The 12,844-nt window shown below is 49.7% G+C and carries 19 protein-coding genes; 4 read left to right on the top strand and 15 right to left on the bottom strand.

What is annotated here, in order from left to right; translation table 11 throughout:
- Positions 1–43 precede the first annotated feature (43 nt).
- The 5 genes from DXT99_RS23665 to DXT99_RS23645 all read right to left on the bottom strand — a co-directional run bounded on the left by DXT99_RS23665 (position 44) and on the right by DXT99_RS23645 (position 2,164).
- Positions 44–751 carry an ArdC family protein gene (locus DXT99_RS23665; protein ID WP_115568076.1) on the bottom strand — a complete coding sequence of 236 codons (708 nt, stop codon included), beginning with the start codon at positions 749–751 and terminating at the stop codon, positions 44–46.
- Positions 752–823: 72 nt separating this feature from the next.
- On the bottom strand, positions 824–1,147 hold the full coding sequence (locus tag DXT99_RS23660; RefSeq protein ID WP_115568075.1) for a hypothetical protein: 324 nt from the start codon (positions 1,145–1,147) through the stop codon (positions 824–826).
- 5 nt (positions 1,148–1,152) lie between these two features.
- The gene (locus DXT99_RS23655) at positions 1,153–1,593 is read right to left on the bottom strand and encodes a hypothetical protein (protein WP_115568074.1); all 441 of its coding nucleotides are present in this window, start codon (positions 1,591–1,593) and stop codon (positions 1,153–1,155) included.
- Positions 1,594–1,602: 9 nt separating this feature from the next.
- Positions 1,603–1,803: a hypothetical protein gene (locus DXT99_RS23650; RefSeq protein ID WP_181885239.1), complete on the bottom strand. Its 201-nt coding sequence runs from the start codon at positions 1,801–1,803 to the stop codon at positions 1,603–1,605.
- 130 nt (positions 1,804–1,933) lie between these two features.
- Positions 1,934–2,164: a hypothetical protein gene (locus tag DXT99_RS23645; protein WP_115568072.1), complete on the bottom strand. Its 231-nt coding sequence runs from the start codon at positions 2,162–2,164 to the stop codon at positions 1,934–1,936.
- A gap of 123 nt (positions 2,165–2,287) precedes the next feature.
- Here DXT99_RS23645 and DXT99_RS23640 point away from each other — a divergent pair, with 123 nt between their 5' ends.
- The 4 genes from DXT99_RS23640 to DXT99_RS23630 all read left to right on the top strand — a co-directional run bounded on the left by DXT99_RS23640 (position 2,288) and on the right by DXT99_RS23630 (position 4,040).
- A complete protein-coding gene (locus tag DXT99_RS23640; RefSeq protein WP_115568071.1) occupies positions 2,288–2,659 on the top strand; it encodes a hypothetical protein in 372 nt (123 codons plus the stop codon).
- 49 nt (positions 2,660–2,708) lie between these two features.
- On the top strand, positions 2,709–2,864 hold the full coding sequence (locus DXT99_RS27195) for a hypothetical protein (RefSeq protein WP_181885238.1): 156 nt from the start codon (positions 2,709–2,711) through the stop codon (positions 2,862–2,864).
- Between the two features lie 125 nt (positions 2,865–2,989).
- Positions 2,990–3,400: a hypothetical protein gene (locus DXT99_RS23635; RefSeq protein ID WP_115568070.1), complete on the top strand. Its 411-nt coding sequence runs from the start codon at positions 2,990–2,992 to the stop codon at positions 3,398–3,400.
- A 91-nt stretch (positions 3,401–3,491) separates the two neighbouring features.
- Complete coding sequence (locus DXT99_RS23630; protein ID WP_181885237.1) at positions 3,492–4,040, top strand: heme NO-binding domain-containing protein; 549 nt, start codon at positions 3,492–3,494, stop codon at positions 4,038–4,040.
- A gap of 55 nt (positions 4,041–4,095) precedes the next feature.
- Here DXT99_RS23630 and DXT99_RS23625 read toward each other — a convergent pair whose 3' ends face one another.
- The 10 genes from DXT99_RS23625 to traN form a co-directional block, all read right to left on the bottom strand.
- Positions 4,096–4,755 (bottom strand): SOS response-associated peptidase, encoded by a 660-nt coding sequence (locus DXT99_RS23625; RefSeq protein WP_115568068.1) that lies wholly within the window; start codon positions 4,753–4,755, stop codon positions 4,096–4,098.
- Positions 4,756–4,853: 98 nt separating this feature from the next.
- Complete coding sequence (locus tag DXT99_RS23620; protein ID WP_115568067.1) at positions 4,854–6,122, bottom strand: Y-family DNA polymerase; 1,269 nt, start codon at positions 6,120–6,122, stop codon at positions 4,854–4,856.
- A 405-nt stretch (positions 6,123–6,527) separates the two neighbouring features.
- On the bottom strand, positions 6,528–6,836 hold the full coding sequence (locus tag DXT99_RS23615) for a hypothetical protein (protein ID WP_115568066.1): 309 nt from the start codon (positions 6,834–6,836) through the stop codon (positions 6,528–6,530).
- 219 nt (positions 6,837–7,055) lie between these two features.
- Positions 7,056–7,385, bottom strand: coding sequence for a hypothetical protein (locus DXT99_RS23610; protein ID WP_115568065.1), 330 nt, complete (start codon positions 7,383–7,385; stop codon positions 7,056–7,058).
- 7 nt (positions 7,386–7,392) lie between these two features.
- Positions 7,393–7,836, bottom strand: coding sequence for a beta-barrel fold lipoprotein (locus DXT99_RS23605; protein WP_115568064.1), 444 nt, complete (start codon positions 7,834–7,836; stop codon positions 7,393–7,395).
- A 27-nt stretch (positions 7,837–7,863) separates the two neighbouring features.
- Complete coding sequence (locus DXT99_RS23600) at positions 7,864–8,961, bottom strand: DUF3991 domain-containing protein (RefSeq protein WP_115568063.1); 1,098 nt, start codon at positions 8,959–8,961, stop codon at positions 7,864–7,866.
- Between the two features lie 13 nt (positions 8,962–8,974).
- Positions 8,975–9,610: a DUF4099 domain-containing protein gene (locus DXT99_RS23595; RefSeq protein WP_115568062.1), complete on the bottom strand. Its 636-nt coding sequence runs from the start codon at positions 9,608–9,610 to the stop codon at positions 8,975–8,977.
- A 50-nt stretch (positions 9,611–9,660) separates the two neighbouring features.
- Complete coding sequence (locus DXT99_RS23590; protein WP_115568061.1) at positions 9,661–10,017, bottom strand: helix-turn-helix domain-containing protein; 357 nt, start codon at positions 10,015–10,017, stop codon at positions 9,661–9,663.
- Positions 10,014–11,981 (bottom strand): type IV secretory system conjugative DNA transfer family protein, encoded by a 1,968-nt coding sequence (locus DXT99_RS23585; protein WP_115568060.1) that lies wholly within the window; start codon positions 11,979–11,981, stop codon positions 10,014–10,016. Before DXT99_RS23585 ends, DXT99_RS23590 begins: the two co-directional genes overlap by 4 nt.
- A gap of 67 nt (positions 11,982–12,048) precedes the next feature.
- Positions 12,049–12,843, bottom strand: a complete 795-nt coding sequence (gene traN, locus DXT99_RS23580; RefSeq protein ID WP_115568059.1) for a conjugative transposon protein TraN — start codon at positions 12,841–12,843, stop codon at positions 12,049–12,051.
- Position 12,844: the final 1 nt, after the last annotated feature.

Here is a 12,844-nt window from a genome sequence, read left to right as displayed (position 1 = left end):
TTTAGTTGAGGAAGCAAAATAGAAACAAAACAACTTAGAAAAATTATGCCGCACATCCGCACCGGAAAAGCGCTAAAACAAACACCCAGCCTATCTGGTGCGGCATAATCTTTTCTGCGGCATTATGTATCAGCTCATGGAAGAGCGTAGCGTGGTAGGCGTGGGGAGAAACAAAGTACTTCAGCTCCGGCAGCTGCACCCTGTCGCTCACAGGGGCATAATAGGCCTGCGCGCCGCCGTGCCCGATGTGGGGCCGCGGCATAGGATAATTCTCCACCACACGCTGGCAGGCCTCTATCACCTGCAGCTCGGTGCACTCCACAGCTTCCGGCAGGGCAAAGTCCACGCCCTCTACCTGGTCGATGTTGAACACGGTCCAGATAAAGGGGACAAACTTTCTTCCGTGCTCTTTCTCCTCCTCTGCCTGCTCATTGACATTTTCACCTGCTTTCTCCTCTCTGATTTTCCAGTAAATGATAGGGGTGCCTTTCTCGCCTTTCTTCACGTGCCCGCCCAGTTCCTTTGCCTGTTTGAAGGTAAGGAAGTAAGGCGTGGTGAAGTGCCTCTCTTCGGTGATGTAGTGGAGGTAAAAGGCGTTGAAGCCTTCATAGGGCCGGCCGGAGAAGTAGTTCTTCGGGAGCCCGTAAGAAGTCCAAGGTTTCTGCCAAGGCACCTTGCCCTGCTCTAGCTGCGTGATGACCTCATTAGTTACCTGCTCTGCCAATTGATTGAATTTTCCGTATGCGTTCATAGGAGTAAAATTTGATGGATGATTAGATAAGTAGTATTCTGCATGATGGTATAAAGGCTTCTGACGGCTTGTTTAGCCTTTGGGGGGCTTCTCTCCTTTGGGCTTTTTCCGGATATCAAACTGGCCGCTTCCCTCCAACAAGGCGTCACGCATCTTCCGTAAATCGGAGAGGAGGCCGGCGTAGTGCGTCCCGTAGGTGCCGGCATCGCTGACCAGATACTCAGCCAGCAGCGTGTATACCTCGTCCAGGGAACGGGCCATCTCCAGCGGGCTGTCTTCTTGAGTGAGCACCTGGAGCAGGGGGGCCATGTCAAAGGTGCTTTTAGGAGCACGACTATTAGTTGCCAGCCTGTAAAAGGGCTTCTGCAATTCCGGATTTGGTGTGGACTGTTCCATGTTTTCTATTTCCTGGTGAGGTATCTTTCTTTTAGTTCTGTTAGCCTGTGTCTGGCCTGCTCTTCTGTCCAGGTGAAGCACACCAGGCAAATGTTGGCGGCCTCTCTGTTTGTCATCAGCCCCGCCTCCCGCAGCTTCAGGATGTTGTTCCATAGCTGCTGCTGCACCGCCTGCAGCGGCATTTCTTCAGATGCTTTCTCTTGCGCTGGCTTCTCCTGATACTGCCGGGTATCGTTGAGTTTCATTGCCTCCAGGAACGCCTTTGCCCACGCCTCGTGTGTCTCCCGCTCTTCCTCTGTAAAAGCATCGCAGTAGATCCAGGCACCGTTGCGGTAAATCTTCACCTCTCGCATCTTCACGCGCCCGGCTGTTTTGTAGGTCTTGAAGCCAACTGTGTACTTTGCTCCCTGTTGACTGTTTCCGTGCTGTGTTGAGGTAGTTCCCATAGAAATCGCTTAGAGGCTGTGACGGAAGGATAAAACTCGGTTCTGAAGGATATGCGTCAGGTCCTGCACACGCCCGCGCTCGTCCGTAGACTGCAGCGTCTGGGCTCCTTTGCTGATGGCTACCTTCACCGCGCGCTGCCTGGTGGTGTAGTCGAGGCTACTGGCCTTGCATATCAGCTGCCCTTCTCTGGTTTGGAATATTGCTTTCAAGACTAATATCTTATACATACCCAAGAGTTTGAAGAAATAAAAAAGGCTATTCCCCTTTCCTTCTATATAATATTATACGCAAAAGAACAAGATTATGTTTGGTATACCCAAGAGTTTTATTAAAAAATATTTACTCTTTTTTCTTCTTCTTGCCCTTGTATTGGATAGGATAGTAAATTAGCTTCTCCGGCGGAAACTTCTCTGTGTCAACATATCGCTTTTCTTTACCGTCCAAAGATTGCTCAACATGCACCTCTAGCTGGCCCCGCTCTATGCGTTGATATATAGCAGAATCCGACACACCGCAGAGTTGCGCGTATTTATAGGGTGTGACGAATCGAGGATGTGCTTTGTCTGCCATTTGATGCGGTTTACGCAAAGCTATATAATATGTTAGGTGTACAAAAGATATGCTTCAACAATTGCTATATTTGACTTATCGCTTTCTTTCCCCTTTTGTAAATTTAAATTATAATTTCAAGGCATGATTGAAGTCAAACACCCGCTGGAGCATTGTAACCGGACACAGGAGGCAACAATTACGAAGCTACCTGAGGACCAGCGGCGCTCTCAAGAGCTTTTATACAGCTACGCCAACGCTGTCTACCGCTATCACCAGGCGGCGGCAGAGCACGAGCCTACGCACCAGGATTACGAAGAGTGGTTGGAGGGCCTGCCGGAGAATATTTCTAGGGACATGGCCGCCAAAGGATTCGAATGGTGCCGGACAGTGCTCTCCTTCACCAGGTACGTTCAGGAAAAAAACGATGTGGGGCAGGAGAAGTACGTGCGCGGACTGATGGGGGATGAGGAGTACGAGGAGTATAAGGCTATGATAGAAGAATCTGACAAGTAATGCTCCTCATTAAGGTAATGCGGATAATGAGGTTAATTAACCTAATGTTATGAATAAAGAAGATTTAGCAAAGCAGATGTATTCCAAGTATAGCGACAGCCTAGAGGAGTCGCAGGTAATGCCCTCTTGGGAAGAACTCTCTGAAGCGGAAAGCACTGCGTGGGTGGCTGTTGCCGAGTATGTAATAATGGACATTAATTTTTAAGGATTAATGTCTTCCATTATCGTCATTAGGTTAATTAACCTCAATACTGATCATGAGATCCGTTAAAAAGCATAGAAACGAAAAAGTGTATCTTTACTTTCCTTTTTCATCTAAAAGCTAAAAAAATGCTCATCTACAGCGGGATAATCAACCTCAACTACGATCCTGTATCGGATGTCCTGGTCACAAGCATGCCGGACGTAAGGCAGTTTGGGATGTCAGAAGTAAGCTTCTGCTTAGGGCTTATCGTTGACAACATCAGAAACTATGACATCAAAAAGCTCCTGTTGGATTCAAGCGAATCAATGATTGAAGTTGAGAACGAAGCCTATAAGGCCATTGTCTTACAGTTTGGCATGGACTTAATGAAAACCCGCCTGAAGAGAATTGCCCGTGTCGCAACCACTAATGCGACTCGTGAGGAAAGTTCGGCTAAACTTTCAGGGGAGATCAGGCAGGAACTAAATCTCCCAATAGAGTTCAAGAACTTCATCGACAAAACAGAAGCCATGGATTGGCTGTTAGAGAAAGTTTAATTATCAACGCAACCAATATATTTACCTTTACCCGTGTTGTAGCACGGTTAATTAGTGAGAAGTTTAAATGCATACCATTTTCAAAGATCACATGCACGGGTCTATCTTCGTATTTCTGAAGCGATTCGTGGAGTACAAGCATAATTACAACACCTGGATTGACATTTTAGAGGAAAAAGGACTTCAGAACCGCAAGGCCTCGCCTTACCAGATGGACGAGGTTTACCCTATATCAGAGTTGGTTACCATCATGGCCGCTGCTGCCCGCCAAGAGAGCATCCCATATCAGGCGTTTCAGGAAAGGTTCGGCGAGTTCCTGGTGCCTGACCTACTGCTGGTCTTCAAAAGATTTGTAAATCCCACCTGGAGAACTTATGATATGCTACTGCACATCGGCTCGCACATGCACGGGGGCATCAGGAAGGAGAACGACAATATTAACCCGCCGCCGCTGCACGTGACCACAGTCGGAAAGAACCTCCTCATCATTGATTACCAATCCAAACGCAGGATGTCCGGCTTTGCCATCGGCATCATCAAAGGACTGGCTGGTTACTTTGACGAGAGTGACAGAGTCAACGTAGCCTCTACTACAGAACCTAGTGCCGAGCGGGTGCAGATAAGAGTAAACTTTTTATAGTCTATATTAAAAGCAAAAGCCACCTGGTAGTAGGTGGCTTAGTTTACAATAGTTACTATAGTGAATTGATTACCTCCGGTACATTGTTATGCGGGGAGTTTACAAGCCCGGACACGGCATAAGCTTTCATCTCATCTGCAGCATATGGCTTTAGGAGCGAAAGCAAATCCTCCTGCGACTCATGCTCATCGAGCCATAGTTCTTCTGCCTCAGGCGATAGTATAACAGGCATGCGGTCATGGATGGGCTTTACCAGGTCATTAGCCTCCGTGGTGATGATGGCGTAGGTGTGCAGTATCTCACCGGTGCTTTTATCAATCCACTCATCCCACAGCCCGGCAAAGGAAAACATATCCTCGCTCCTGAGCTGGATGCGGTGAGGCACCTTCCCGTGTTCTGTTTTCTGCCACTCAAAGAAACCGTCTGCTGGTATTAGGCAGCGCTTTGATTTCAGCAAGTTCCGGAAGGAAGGCTTTTCTGCCAGCGTTTCAGACCGAGCATTAATAGAACGCTTCACTGACTTCACATCCTTTGCCCAGAAGGGCTGCAGGCCCCAGGAAAAGAACTGAAGCTCGTTTGGTTGCTGGTTGGTCACCACAGGCAGGGCCTGTGAAGGAGCCGCATTGTAATGCCCCTCTTTCAGCTGCTTCTCAATCAGCTTTGCAACCCGTGAATCACCTTTGGCTTTCGGGACAACTGTATATCTGCCGCACATAGGAAGTTTAGTTTAGAATTTCCTTACTCTACGATGAGCATCACCTGTGGGTGGCAGAGCCCGCCTTCTATTACATAAACCTTTTCATATTAAACCACTTACTTTACCTTTATGATTTCCCCTATTCTTGTAGTATAGCAAGGCGAAACGTTCTCCTGCTTCAGGGCCCACTCGTCTTTGAAGCCCTGTACGCCATAGCGCACGCTCTTATGCCCAAACCTGTCTCTCAGGCTGTCCAGTGTATTCATCAGCTTCATGTCACGGTCAATGTTAGGGCTGCTGAGCAGGTTCAGCTGCACCTGGTTGTCCGGCACAATGTCCTGCAGGATGATGCCGGTCTTCTTATAGCGGTAGCCTTCCCGGTAGATGTTCCGCAAAGCGTCCATGGCACAGCGCAGCAGCTCCACCTCACTGGCGGTCGGGCAGTCGAGTTTGACGGTGCGGCTGTTGAAGTAGATTTGGTTCGGATCGTTGAAGCGGCTCGTTTCCAGAAAGACAGTAAGCACGCCGGCACAGCTACTCTGTGCGCGGAGCTTAGTGGCGCAGCGCACAGTGTGCGTGGCCAGCGCCCCTTTTATCTCCTCCAGCTCGGTGAGGGGGGTACCGAAGCTTCGGGAGGTGCAGATGTTCTGCTTCGATGCCGGTATCATCTCCAGGTCAATGCATGCCATGCCCCTCAACTCCTTAACAGTTCTAAGCCCCATAACAGTTAGGTGCTTCTTGGCAAAGGCGTCCGACACGTTGCGAAGCTGCCAGGCGGTGGTGACGCCGAAGGTCGCCAGCTTCTTGGCATACCTTGAGCCGATACCCCACACATCTCCCACTTCCGTGCGCTTCAGCGCCTCCTCTATGTGCCTTTCGTCTGTGAGCACCAGCACGCCATTGGCCTTCGCTGACTTCTTGGAGATGCGGTTGGCTACTTTTGCCAGTGTCTTGGTGGGAGCCACGCCAACGGCCACGGGAATACCTGTCCACAGCCTGACCGTGTCCTTCATGGTGCGCGCGTAGTCCTTAATGTTCACGTTGTAGAAGTTGCCCAGGTCCAGGAACGATTCGTCTATGGAATACACCTCCAGGTGCGGCGTGAAGCACAGAAGCGTATCTACGACTCTCCTTGACATATCCCCATACAGTTCATAGTTGCTGCTGAGCACCCTAATATCGTGCTTCTTTACGAGCTCCTTTATTTCGAAGGCGGGAACGCCCATCCTGATGCCCAGCGCCTTTGCTTCATTGCTGCGGGCAATCACAGCACCGTCATTGTTGGAGAGCACCACCACCGGTTTGCCCTCCAGGTCCGGGTTAAAGACGCGCTCACAGGAGGCATAGAAGTTATTTCCGTCTACAATAGCGAAGAGTGAGGTCATGTGTTGTTCGGTTATATGGCATAAATACGAATAATATTAGCAAAATCTATATATTAAGCTAAAATAATTAGCAATATTTATGGGCTTGTAGTATTGCTCATTAACATCATGAAGTCCATTAATTACATTATCTTAATGAGGTTAATGAACCATATTACTTTCATTTCCCTTTTGTAAAATTATGTTATTGGTAAGCTTTAGTTAGACTGATAGCCAGTCTACTAGAGAGGCGGTGGCGCTTGCTTTGCGAGGGGAGGGAAAGCCACTGTTCTGACAGCTGAAGAATGGAGAGCAGCGCAATGATAAGGCTGGCTGAACTGTGGCCAGCGCACGGGAAGCTCTCTGACAAATTAGCATAATTTGGCGGAGTGCTGGACGGTGGGTGCAAAGCTTGCCGGGGAGGGCCTACAGCTGGTGCCAGCCACCTCCCTGCAGCAACGCATTCCTTAGCCTGCGAAGGTCATAAAGAATGTGGCCATATTGTTGGCCGGATGTGTTAGGGTCATTAGCCAGGTACTCCGCCAGTGTTGCATAAGCATGATCCAGCGACTGCGCCATGCCCATAGGGCCGTCGTTCTCCATTAACACATCGAGCAATGGGACTGTGTCAAAAGGTCGGTTGAGCGCACACCCCCGCGGGAACGGAATAAAAGGGCGCTCCCCGCTTGGTGCTGTGGACTCTTCTTTTGTTTCTCCTCCTTCGTTTTCTGCCATCACACACTGCCGTTAGTTTTGCAAATCACCTGCAGTATGAATATCTGATTATATTCACCGTAACACAATGCAAAAAATACCGATGTTGTAACATAGCTATCCTATTCTTTTTCAGCCAGATTACATATAAAATCAGCTTAAATTTTATTTTATAAGTGAAAAATTCTGCATTCTGAAGGAGGTTTGTAACATCTGAAGGAGAAAGCTTGACCAGGGTTGCTATTGGTTGGCCATGAAGGAAGGTCTAAAATCTACCTTAGCACCCCACTCTATCGGTGCGTAGCCCTCAAAAAGAATTACCTGAAGCTGGCCGTTAACAGAGAAAACATCCCCAATGCTGGAGGATCTGCGAGAGTCACCAGGTAGCAGCGCTTTCACATGCCTTCCCTTTACCCAACTGCTGTACCCGTTCTGTGTCAGGTTCCATGCATCACCGACTGCGTCAGAGTCTATTTCGGCCACGGCTTCGTAATCCTCTTGGTTTATCTGGACATCGGCTTCAAGCACAATGTTAGGTTCGTAGTTAACCCGGTGGTAGACTTCTATCATGTTACAGCTATTGATTGGCCTTGTAGGTAAGTTCTTTTTGCACGGTGTCGGAGTCTTCTGTGAAAGTGTAGGTTGTCTCATCCAGGAGCTTATCGTTCCGGTAGACAGTTATCTTCAGCCCCATTTCCGCTGGGACATCTTCCGTTGGGTTAAAGCCAATAGTGGCCATGAAACGGAGTTCTCTTACGCCCTCTGCCTCATAGGAGTAAGTTGTTCCAGTAAGGTCTTCGTCTAGGAGCAGGGTTGGCATTTCCTCCTGGGTGCTGGTTTTGTAAAATTTCCCGCCACTGATTGAGATAACCTTAATAAACTTCTCGTGCTCCCCTGTTTGCTGAATATCCACCCGAAAGGTAGCAGCATCAGGCGTAGGGTCATCGCCCCCGGAATCGTCGCAACCAGCCAGCAATAAAATAAAAAACAGGAGTGCAGTTAATTTTGACAGTGTTTTCATAAGCTTGTTTTTTGGAGTTGGATTAAATTATATTTTCACCGCTAGTCTTTTTTTTTGCGCGGCAGAAGGGTGAATCAGATCATTAAAGTCTTTTGCGCCACTGGCCTTGTGCACGTGCAGGCCGGAGCGGATACCCGACTCCCGTTCAAAAGCACGCAGGCTGAGCGTTGATACAGGTATTTCAAATTTTTTATCGCTTACCGTAAAGTGCAGGCTGTCGGATTCCTTCCGGAAAGAGGACTCTTTTCCGGCGATGGCCGTGGCCAGCACGATATCATATACCCTGCCCTGGTAATCATTGTCAAACAGGGTTCTCTTTGCTGCCTGTGGCCAGTGCTCGAGTGCCAGGCGAATCTGGTTCCGGGCAATGCCACCGCCAAAGGATATGAAAACCGCGGTCTCCATATCCATTTCCCTGCGCCTAAGCTGGTAAAAGCTCATGGCATCAATGGGGTTTTCTGCGAAGAACACGTTCTGGGTGCGCGCCGGGCTGCCGGCGAAGTCCGCTATCCACATGCCGCTTTGCCTGTCTGAGCCGGTGGCCACGGCCTTGAAGCCATAGTTGCGAAGGTCATGCCCGACAACAGCATCAGAGCCCGGCTTTGTGAGTGGAAAGGCAATGTTGGCATATGCCTTATCCGGGTCTTTGGCTGTGTCTTTTACCAGGCCAATGAAGGGGAGGAACTTCTCTACTGTCTCCCTTTCAAGGCCGCGCTCCCGGGTGAGGTAGTGGAGCCTACTCACTGACAGCGGCTGAAGTTCATAGCGGCTCGCATCGAAGGCTTTAGGCGGCGGAGGGGTAAAGGCAGGCTTGAAGGTCTGCGGCTCACTGGCTAGCCGGGAAAGCACTTTATTGACGCCTTCTGTCTGCGAGGGGAAAGTCTCTTTGAACCGGTGGAGCCTGCTGGCCACGAAGTCAATAACAGATCCCCGGTCGGTGCTGCCGTCCCGGTTAAAATACATCTGCCTGCCCGGCTCACGCGGGTTATTGATGACAACCGTATCCCCATCCGGATGCTTGTACTCCAGGCTTCTGCGCCCCTTGCTCAGGTCCACCACGTAGCCCAGTGACTCAGCTGCCTGTGTGATGGCGACTCTTTCCCGGTATTCCTTGAAACTCATCATAACCTACATCTCTTTAGCGCTTCGGTCCGGAGGGCTTTATCTCTCCAGCATTGCCTCCCACTCCCCTGCTTTCCGATTGCCCGAGCACCTCAGGCTTTGTGGTGAATCCTCGGGGCTCGTTTAAGTCCACCCGGGCACGTATAATTTCATCTCCTCCCTTTGATCTGAGTTCTATTATATTGCCCTGGCGGAGCTGCTCTTTCTGATCTGAACTAAGCACAGCGTCCTTTATGGCGCTGGGCACGATGAAGTCGCGCACCCTGGCTTTAAGTATCTCATTGGTTTCCCGGTCGAGCTGGAAGTAATGCGGCTCCCTTTCCCCATTCAGGGCAACATGCTCCCGGACCAGCAGGCCTCCCGCCTTTAGCCTTTCCAGTTCCTCGGCCGTGGCGCCGATGTCGTTATTTATTTGGGCACGGATAGGGTGCACGTTAATCGAAAGCGAGTTATCGGGGTTGCGGAAGAGCGAGAGCTTGGCATCCGTCTCAAACCGTTGCCCGCCGGTCAGCTCCACAGAGAAGGTCCGAAGGCTGGTGCGGTTACCTGACAGCAGAGCAGCAAGGTCCTCGTTCATGTTCAGGACATCTTTCCTGTTCAAACCTAACTTCTCAAACTGCGCATACGGGAGATCCTTGATGTCAAAGTTCATACTTATACTTTAAGCGTATAAATTGTTTCATAATATAAAGAAGCAGTAACCTAAGAAGGAGAGCTGCTGAGTAGCTTTTTTACTTCCACCAGCTGGGCGTTTACTTCCTCCCCCAGCAGGGAGAGCCGCTCCACGGCAATGCTGTTGTAAGGGCTTGTGAGAGATTCCCCGGCTGCGCCCATGACAATTTCAAATGTATCTGCCAGAATGTACTTGACCTGATAGTTGCTGCTGTAGTAGTTTAATATCTGCAGCAGCAGCTCAATGCTGCTGCCCTCTCCTTTCTCCAGCTTGGAGATTTGTGTCTGGTGGACACCCATGGCCACAGATACCTCCTTCTGTGAAAGGCCCAGTGTTTTGCGGAATGTATTAAGCTTTCCCCCTATGTCTGATAGTGTAATATTCATACTTGAAACGCGGCTATAAGTGATTCAATGTCCTTGTTAATCTTAATGAAGTTTGCTTCAAGTTTGGTTATACGGGCGGCACTAGAACCAAATTTATAAAATATTGGCATATCAACATACTGAGCCTCCTCTTTTGTAACCTCCTTAAGGTTAAGATTGACTTTGCAGTTGTACGTGCTGCTTACGTGCCTTCCATCATATACCGCGTTGTCAAAGGCAACCTGCCCCACCATTTCCCCAGCCCTCAGGTTAGCTATTTTGGAGGCGGGTATGAGCGGGCCCATCTCCTCATTCATGCTCACGGAGGTTCTGTTCCGGTCGATGCTCACCCCCTGCTTCTGCTGCCTTACCTTTCCGAATATCTTCTCCAGCCAGTCCAGCGTTTCTTTGTTCCTGACAGAGCCTGAGAGTACGTTGGCAGCCACCGCGCAGATAGTATCGGCTGTTTCCCTGCCGTACTGCTGGCGAAGCTGCGGTAGTTCCTGCAGGCCCAGCAGCACGGCTATTTTGTTGCTTCTCGCTGTGGCTATCAGGTTCTCTACCTTGTGCACGTAAAGCGTCGGGGACTCATCCACTATCAGACCACAGGGCAGGTTTCCTTTTGAGTTAATGAGCTTGGTCATGCGATTCAGGATAAGGGCATTGCAGGCGCTGTTGATGCTCTGCGTGGAGGGATCGTTGGCAATCACAAGCACAGACGGAGCCTCTGGGTTGGTGATCTTCAAATCAAAGTCATCGCCGGAGAGCACCCAGAAGGTTTCCTTTGTGGCCAGACGGCCGATGTTGATTTTAAGCGTGCCTATCTGCCCTTCCAGCTGGTCGAACGCTTTGTTCATATAAGCCGTGCGGAAGGGAGAGAGCAGGCTCCCCAGTTGTGGTTCAGAGAAAAGCAGGTCAAAGATTTCATCATAGCTCAGGTTGAGCAGGGACAGCACATGCGGAAAGGTCGAGAACCTCCCTCCCTGGTACCGGCTCATGAAAAAGATACAGCTGGCCAGAAAGTTTACGGCCGACTGGGTGAAGAACTGCGCAGCCCCTGACTCCTTATCGTTTTTGTTGAGCGACTGCAGGAGCGCCTCGGCGGTCTCAATCGCATCGGCCAGCGTAGGCAGGTACTCGGGCTTGAGCGGGTTGAACCTGCGGCTATGCTCCACGCTGTTGAAGTTGATAACATGAAATTTGTGGTTTTTGAGGGGGCCTTTCTTCTTGTTCACCAGGTAGTGATAGTAAGCGAGTTTCCCTAAATCGGGAAACTTAAAATCATACAGTGCCATAGAGAAGCCCTTGGCCAGCATTTGCTTGATAAACGGGTTCACTATTGAGAAAGACTTTCCGGAGCCGGGTGTGCCTATCAGGAGCGTAGCCCGGAAGGGATTGACGATGTTGAGCCAGCCCTTATTAATTTTCCGCTTGTGATAGTAGAGCATGGGGATGTTTACCGAGTAAAGCGTGTCCATCAGTTCCCGCGACTGCTCGAAAGACTCATTCTCCACGTTAAACCTGTCCTTCATCAAACCGCTCTGGATAGACTTTGATATATTGTTGAGCGCCACGTTTATCATGATAGCACCCATTAGGGAAAAGACAATATAGAGTACTTCAAAAAGCGTGATGCCGTAAAGAAGCATCGTCTCACTCACGTAGAAATAGAAGAATCCCGAACCTAGGAATAACACCACTCCCATAAAAAGCGGCAGGAAGACATGCTTTATCGGGTCGAAATTTAGGTTCTTCTGCGCCTTGGTGCCCAGGGCCACTATCATGATCATCCCGAAAGTGAAAGCCTTGGAGAAATAGATGTTCTCGTAGATGGGGAGACGTGAGAGCCTATCCACTACCGGCTTCACGCTGGCCAGAAAAGCCGCATCCGCATACAGGAGCACGGCAAACTCCACTATCAGGGTAAGGTAGACAAAGCCCTGCAGAAACGAGTATAGCTTTTTAATCTCGCTTGATTCTTCCATAGCAGTAAAGACTTACAAAAGGGAAATGAAAGTAATGAGGTTCATTAACACCATGATGCTAATGAACCTATAGCGTATCTGCGTTCAGCACGTCCCTATAATTGACTTTAAGCGATATAGTACGTCCTGACACCTGCTCTTCTGCCACTTCCATGTTGAGCACCTTCTCATCAGGGAAGGTGAATTTGCGGAACACAAACACGTTGCGGTATTTGCGCTTGAAGTGGTCCGTGTCGTAGAGCGTGAACACTGGTTCTACCTCCAGCTGCTGGAAGTTAGTGGCCTTCACTACTTTCTTATCCTCAATCAGGAAGCGGATCTGGTCAATGTCGTAGGCAATGTTGGTGCGGTTCTTCATCGACACATCCATAAAGAAGTAGTCGCCCACGGTGTAGATGTTATTGAGACGGATTTCAACCTTCTGCTTGCGGTTCGATACGTGCAATACCTTCGGCTTTCCCTGCACGGCCGCCAGTGCAAAGCGCTGCATCTCCTCGGTGCTCATGGCCACGGCCGGGTTGATGAATTCATCTACCTGCGCGGGGTCTATTCTTACCTCTGACTGCGCCCCGCCTGAGGTTTGGGCATAGCTTAGCTTGTACTGGACCATGAACCGCTCGCCTACAATAGTCACCACGCCCAGTGCTGGTTTTCCGTTCTTGGGCTTTACCCGCAATATATTGGCTACCGGTATATCACCGGCTACATCGTCAGTAGAGATGTCAACATACTGGATAGGCTCCGGGCTGACAAAATGAGTGGAGATGTCCTGGTGTATGTAGATGGTTTGCGGATCCTTCTTCTGCCCGAAGGCGAGCACAGAAAGCAGCAGGAGAGAGAGCATGAAAGTGAGCTTCTTCATT

Source organism: Pontibacter diazotrophicus (assembly GCF_003367245.1).
Classification (GTDB): domain Bacteria; phylum Bacteroidota; class Bacteroidia; order Cytophagales; family Hymenobacteraceae; genus Pontibacter; species Pontibacter diazotrophicus.
The sequence above is the reverse complement of the archived record's forward strand: the minus strand, read 5'-3'. Positions and strand labels throughout refer to the sequence as shown.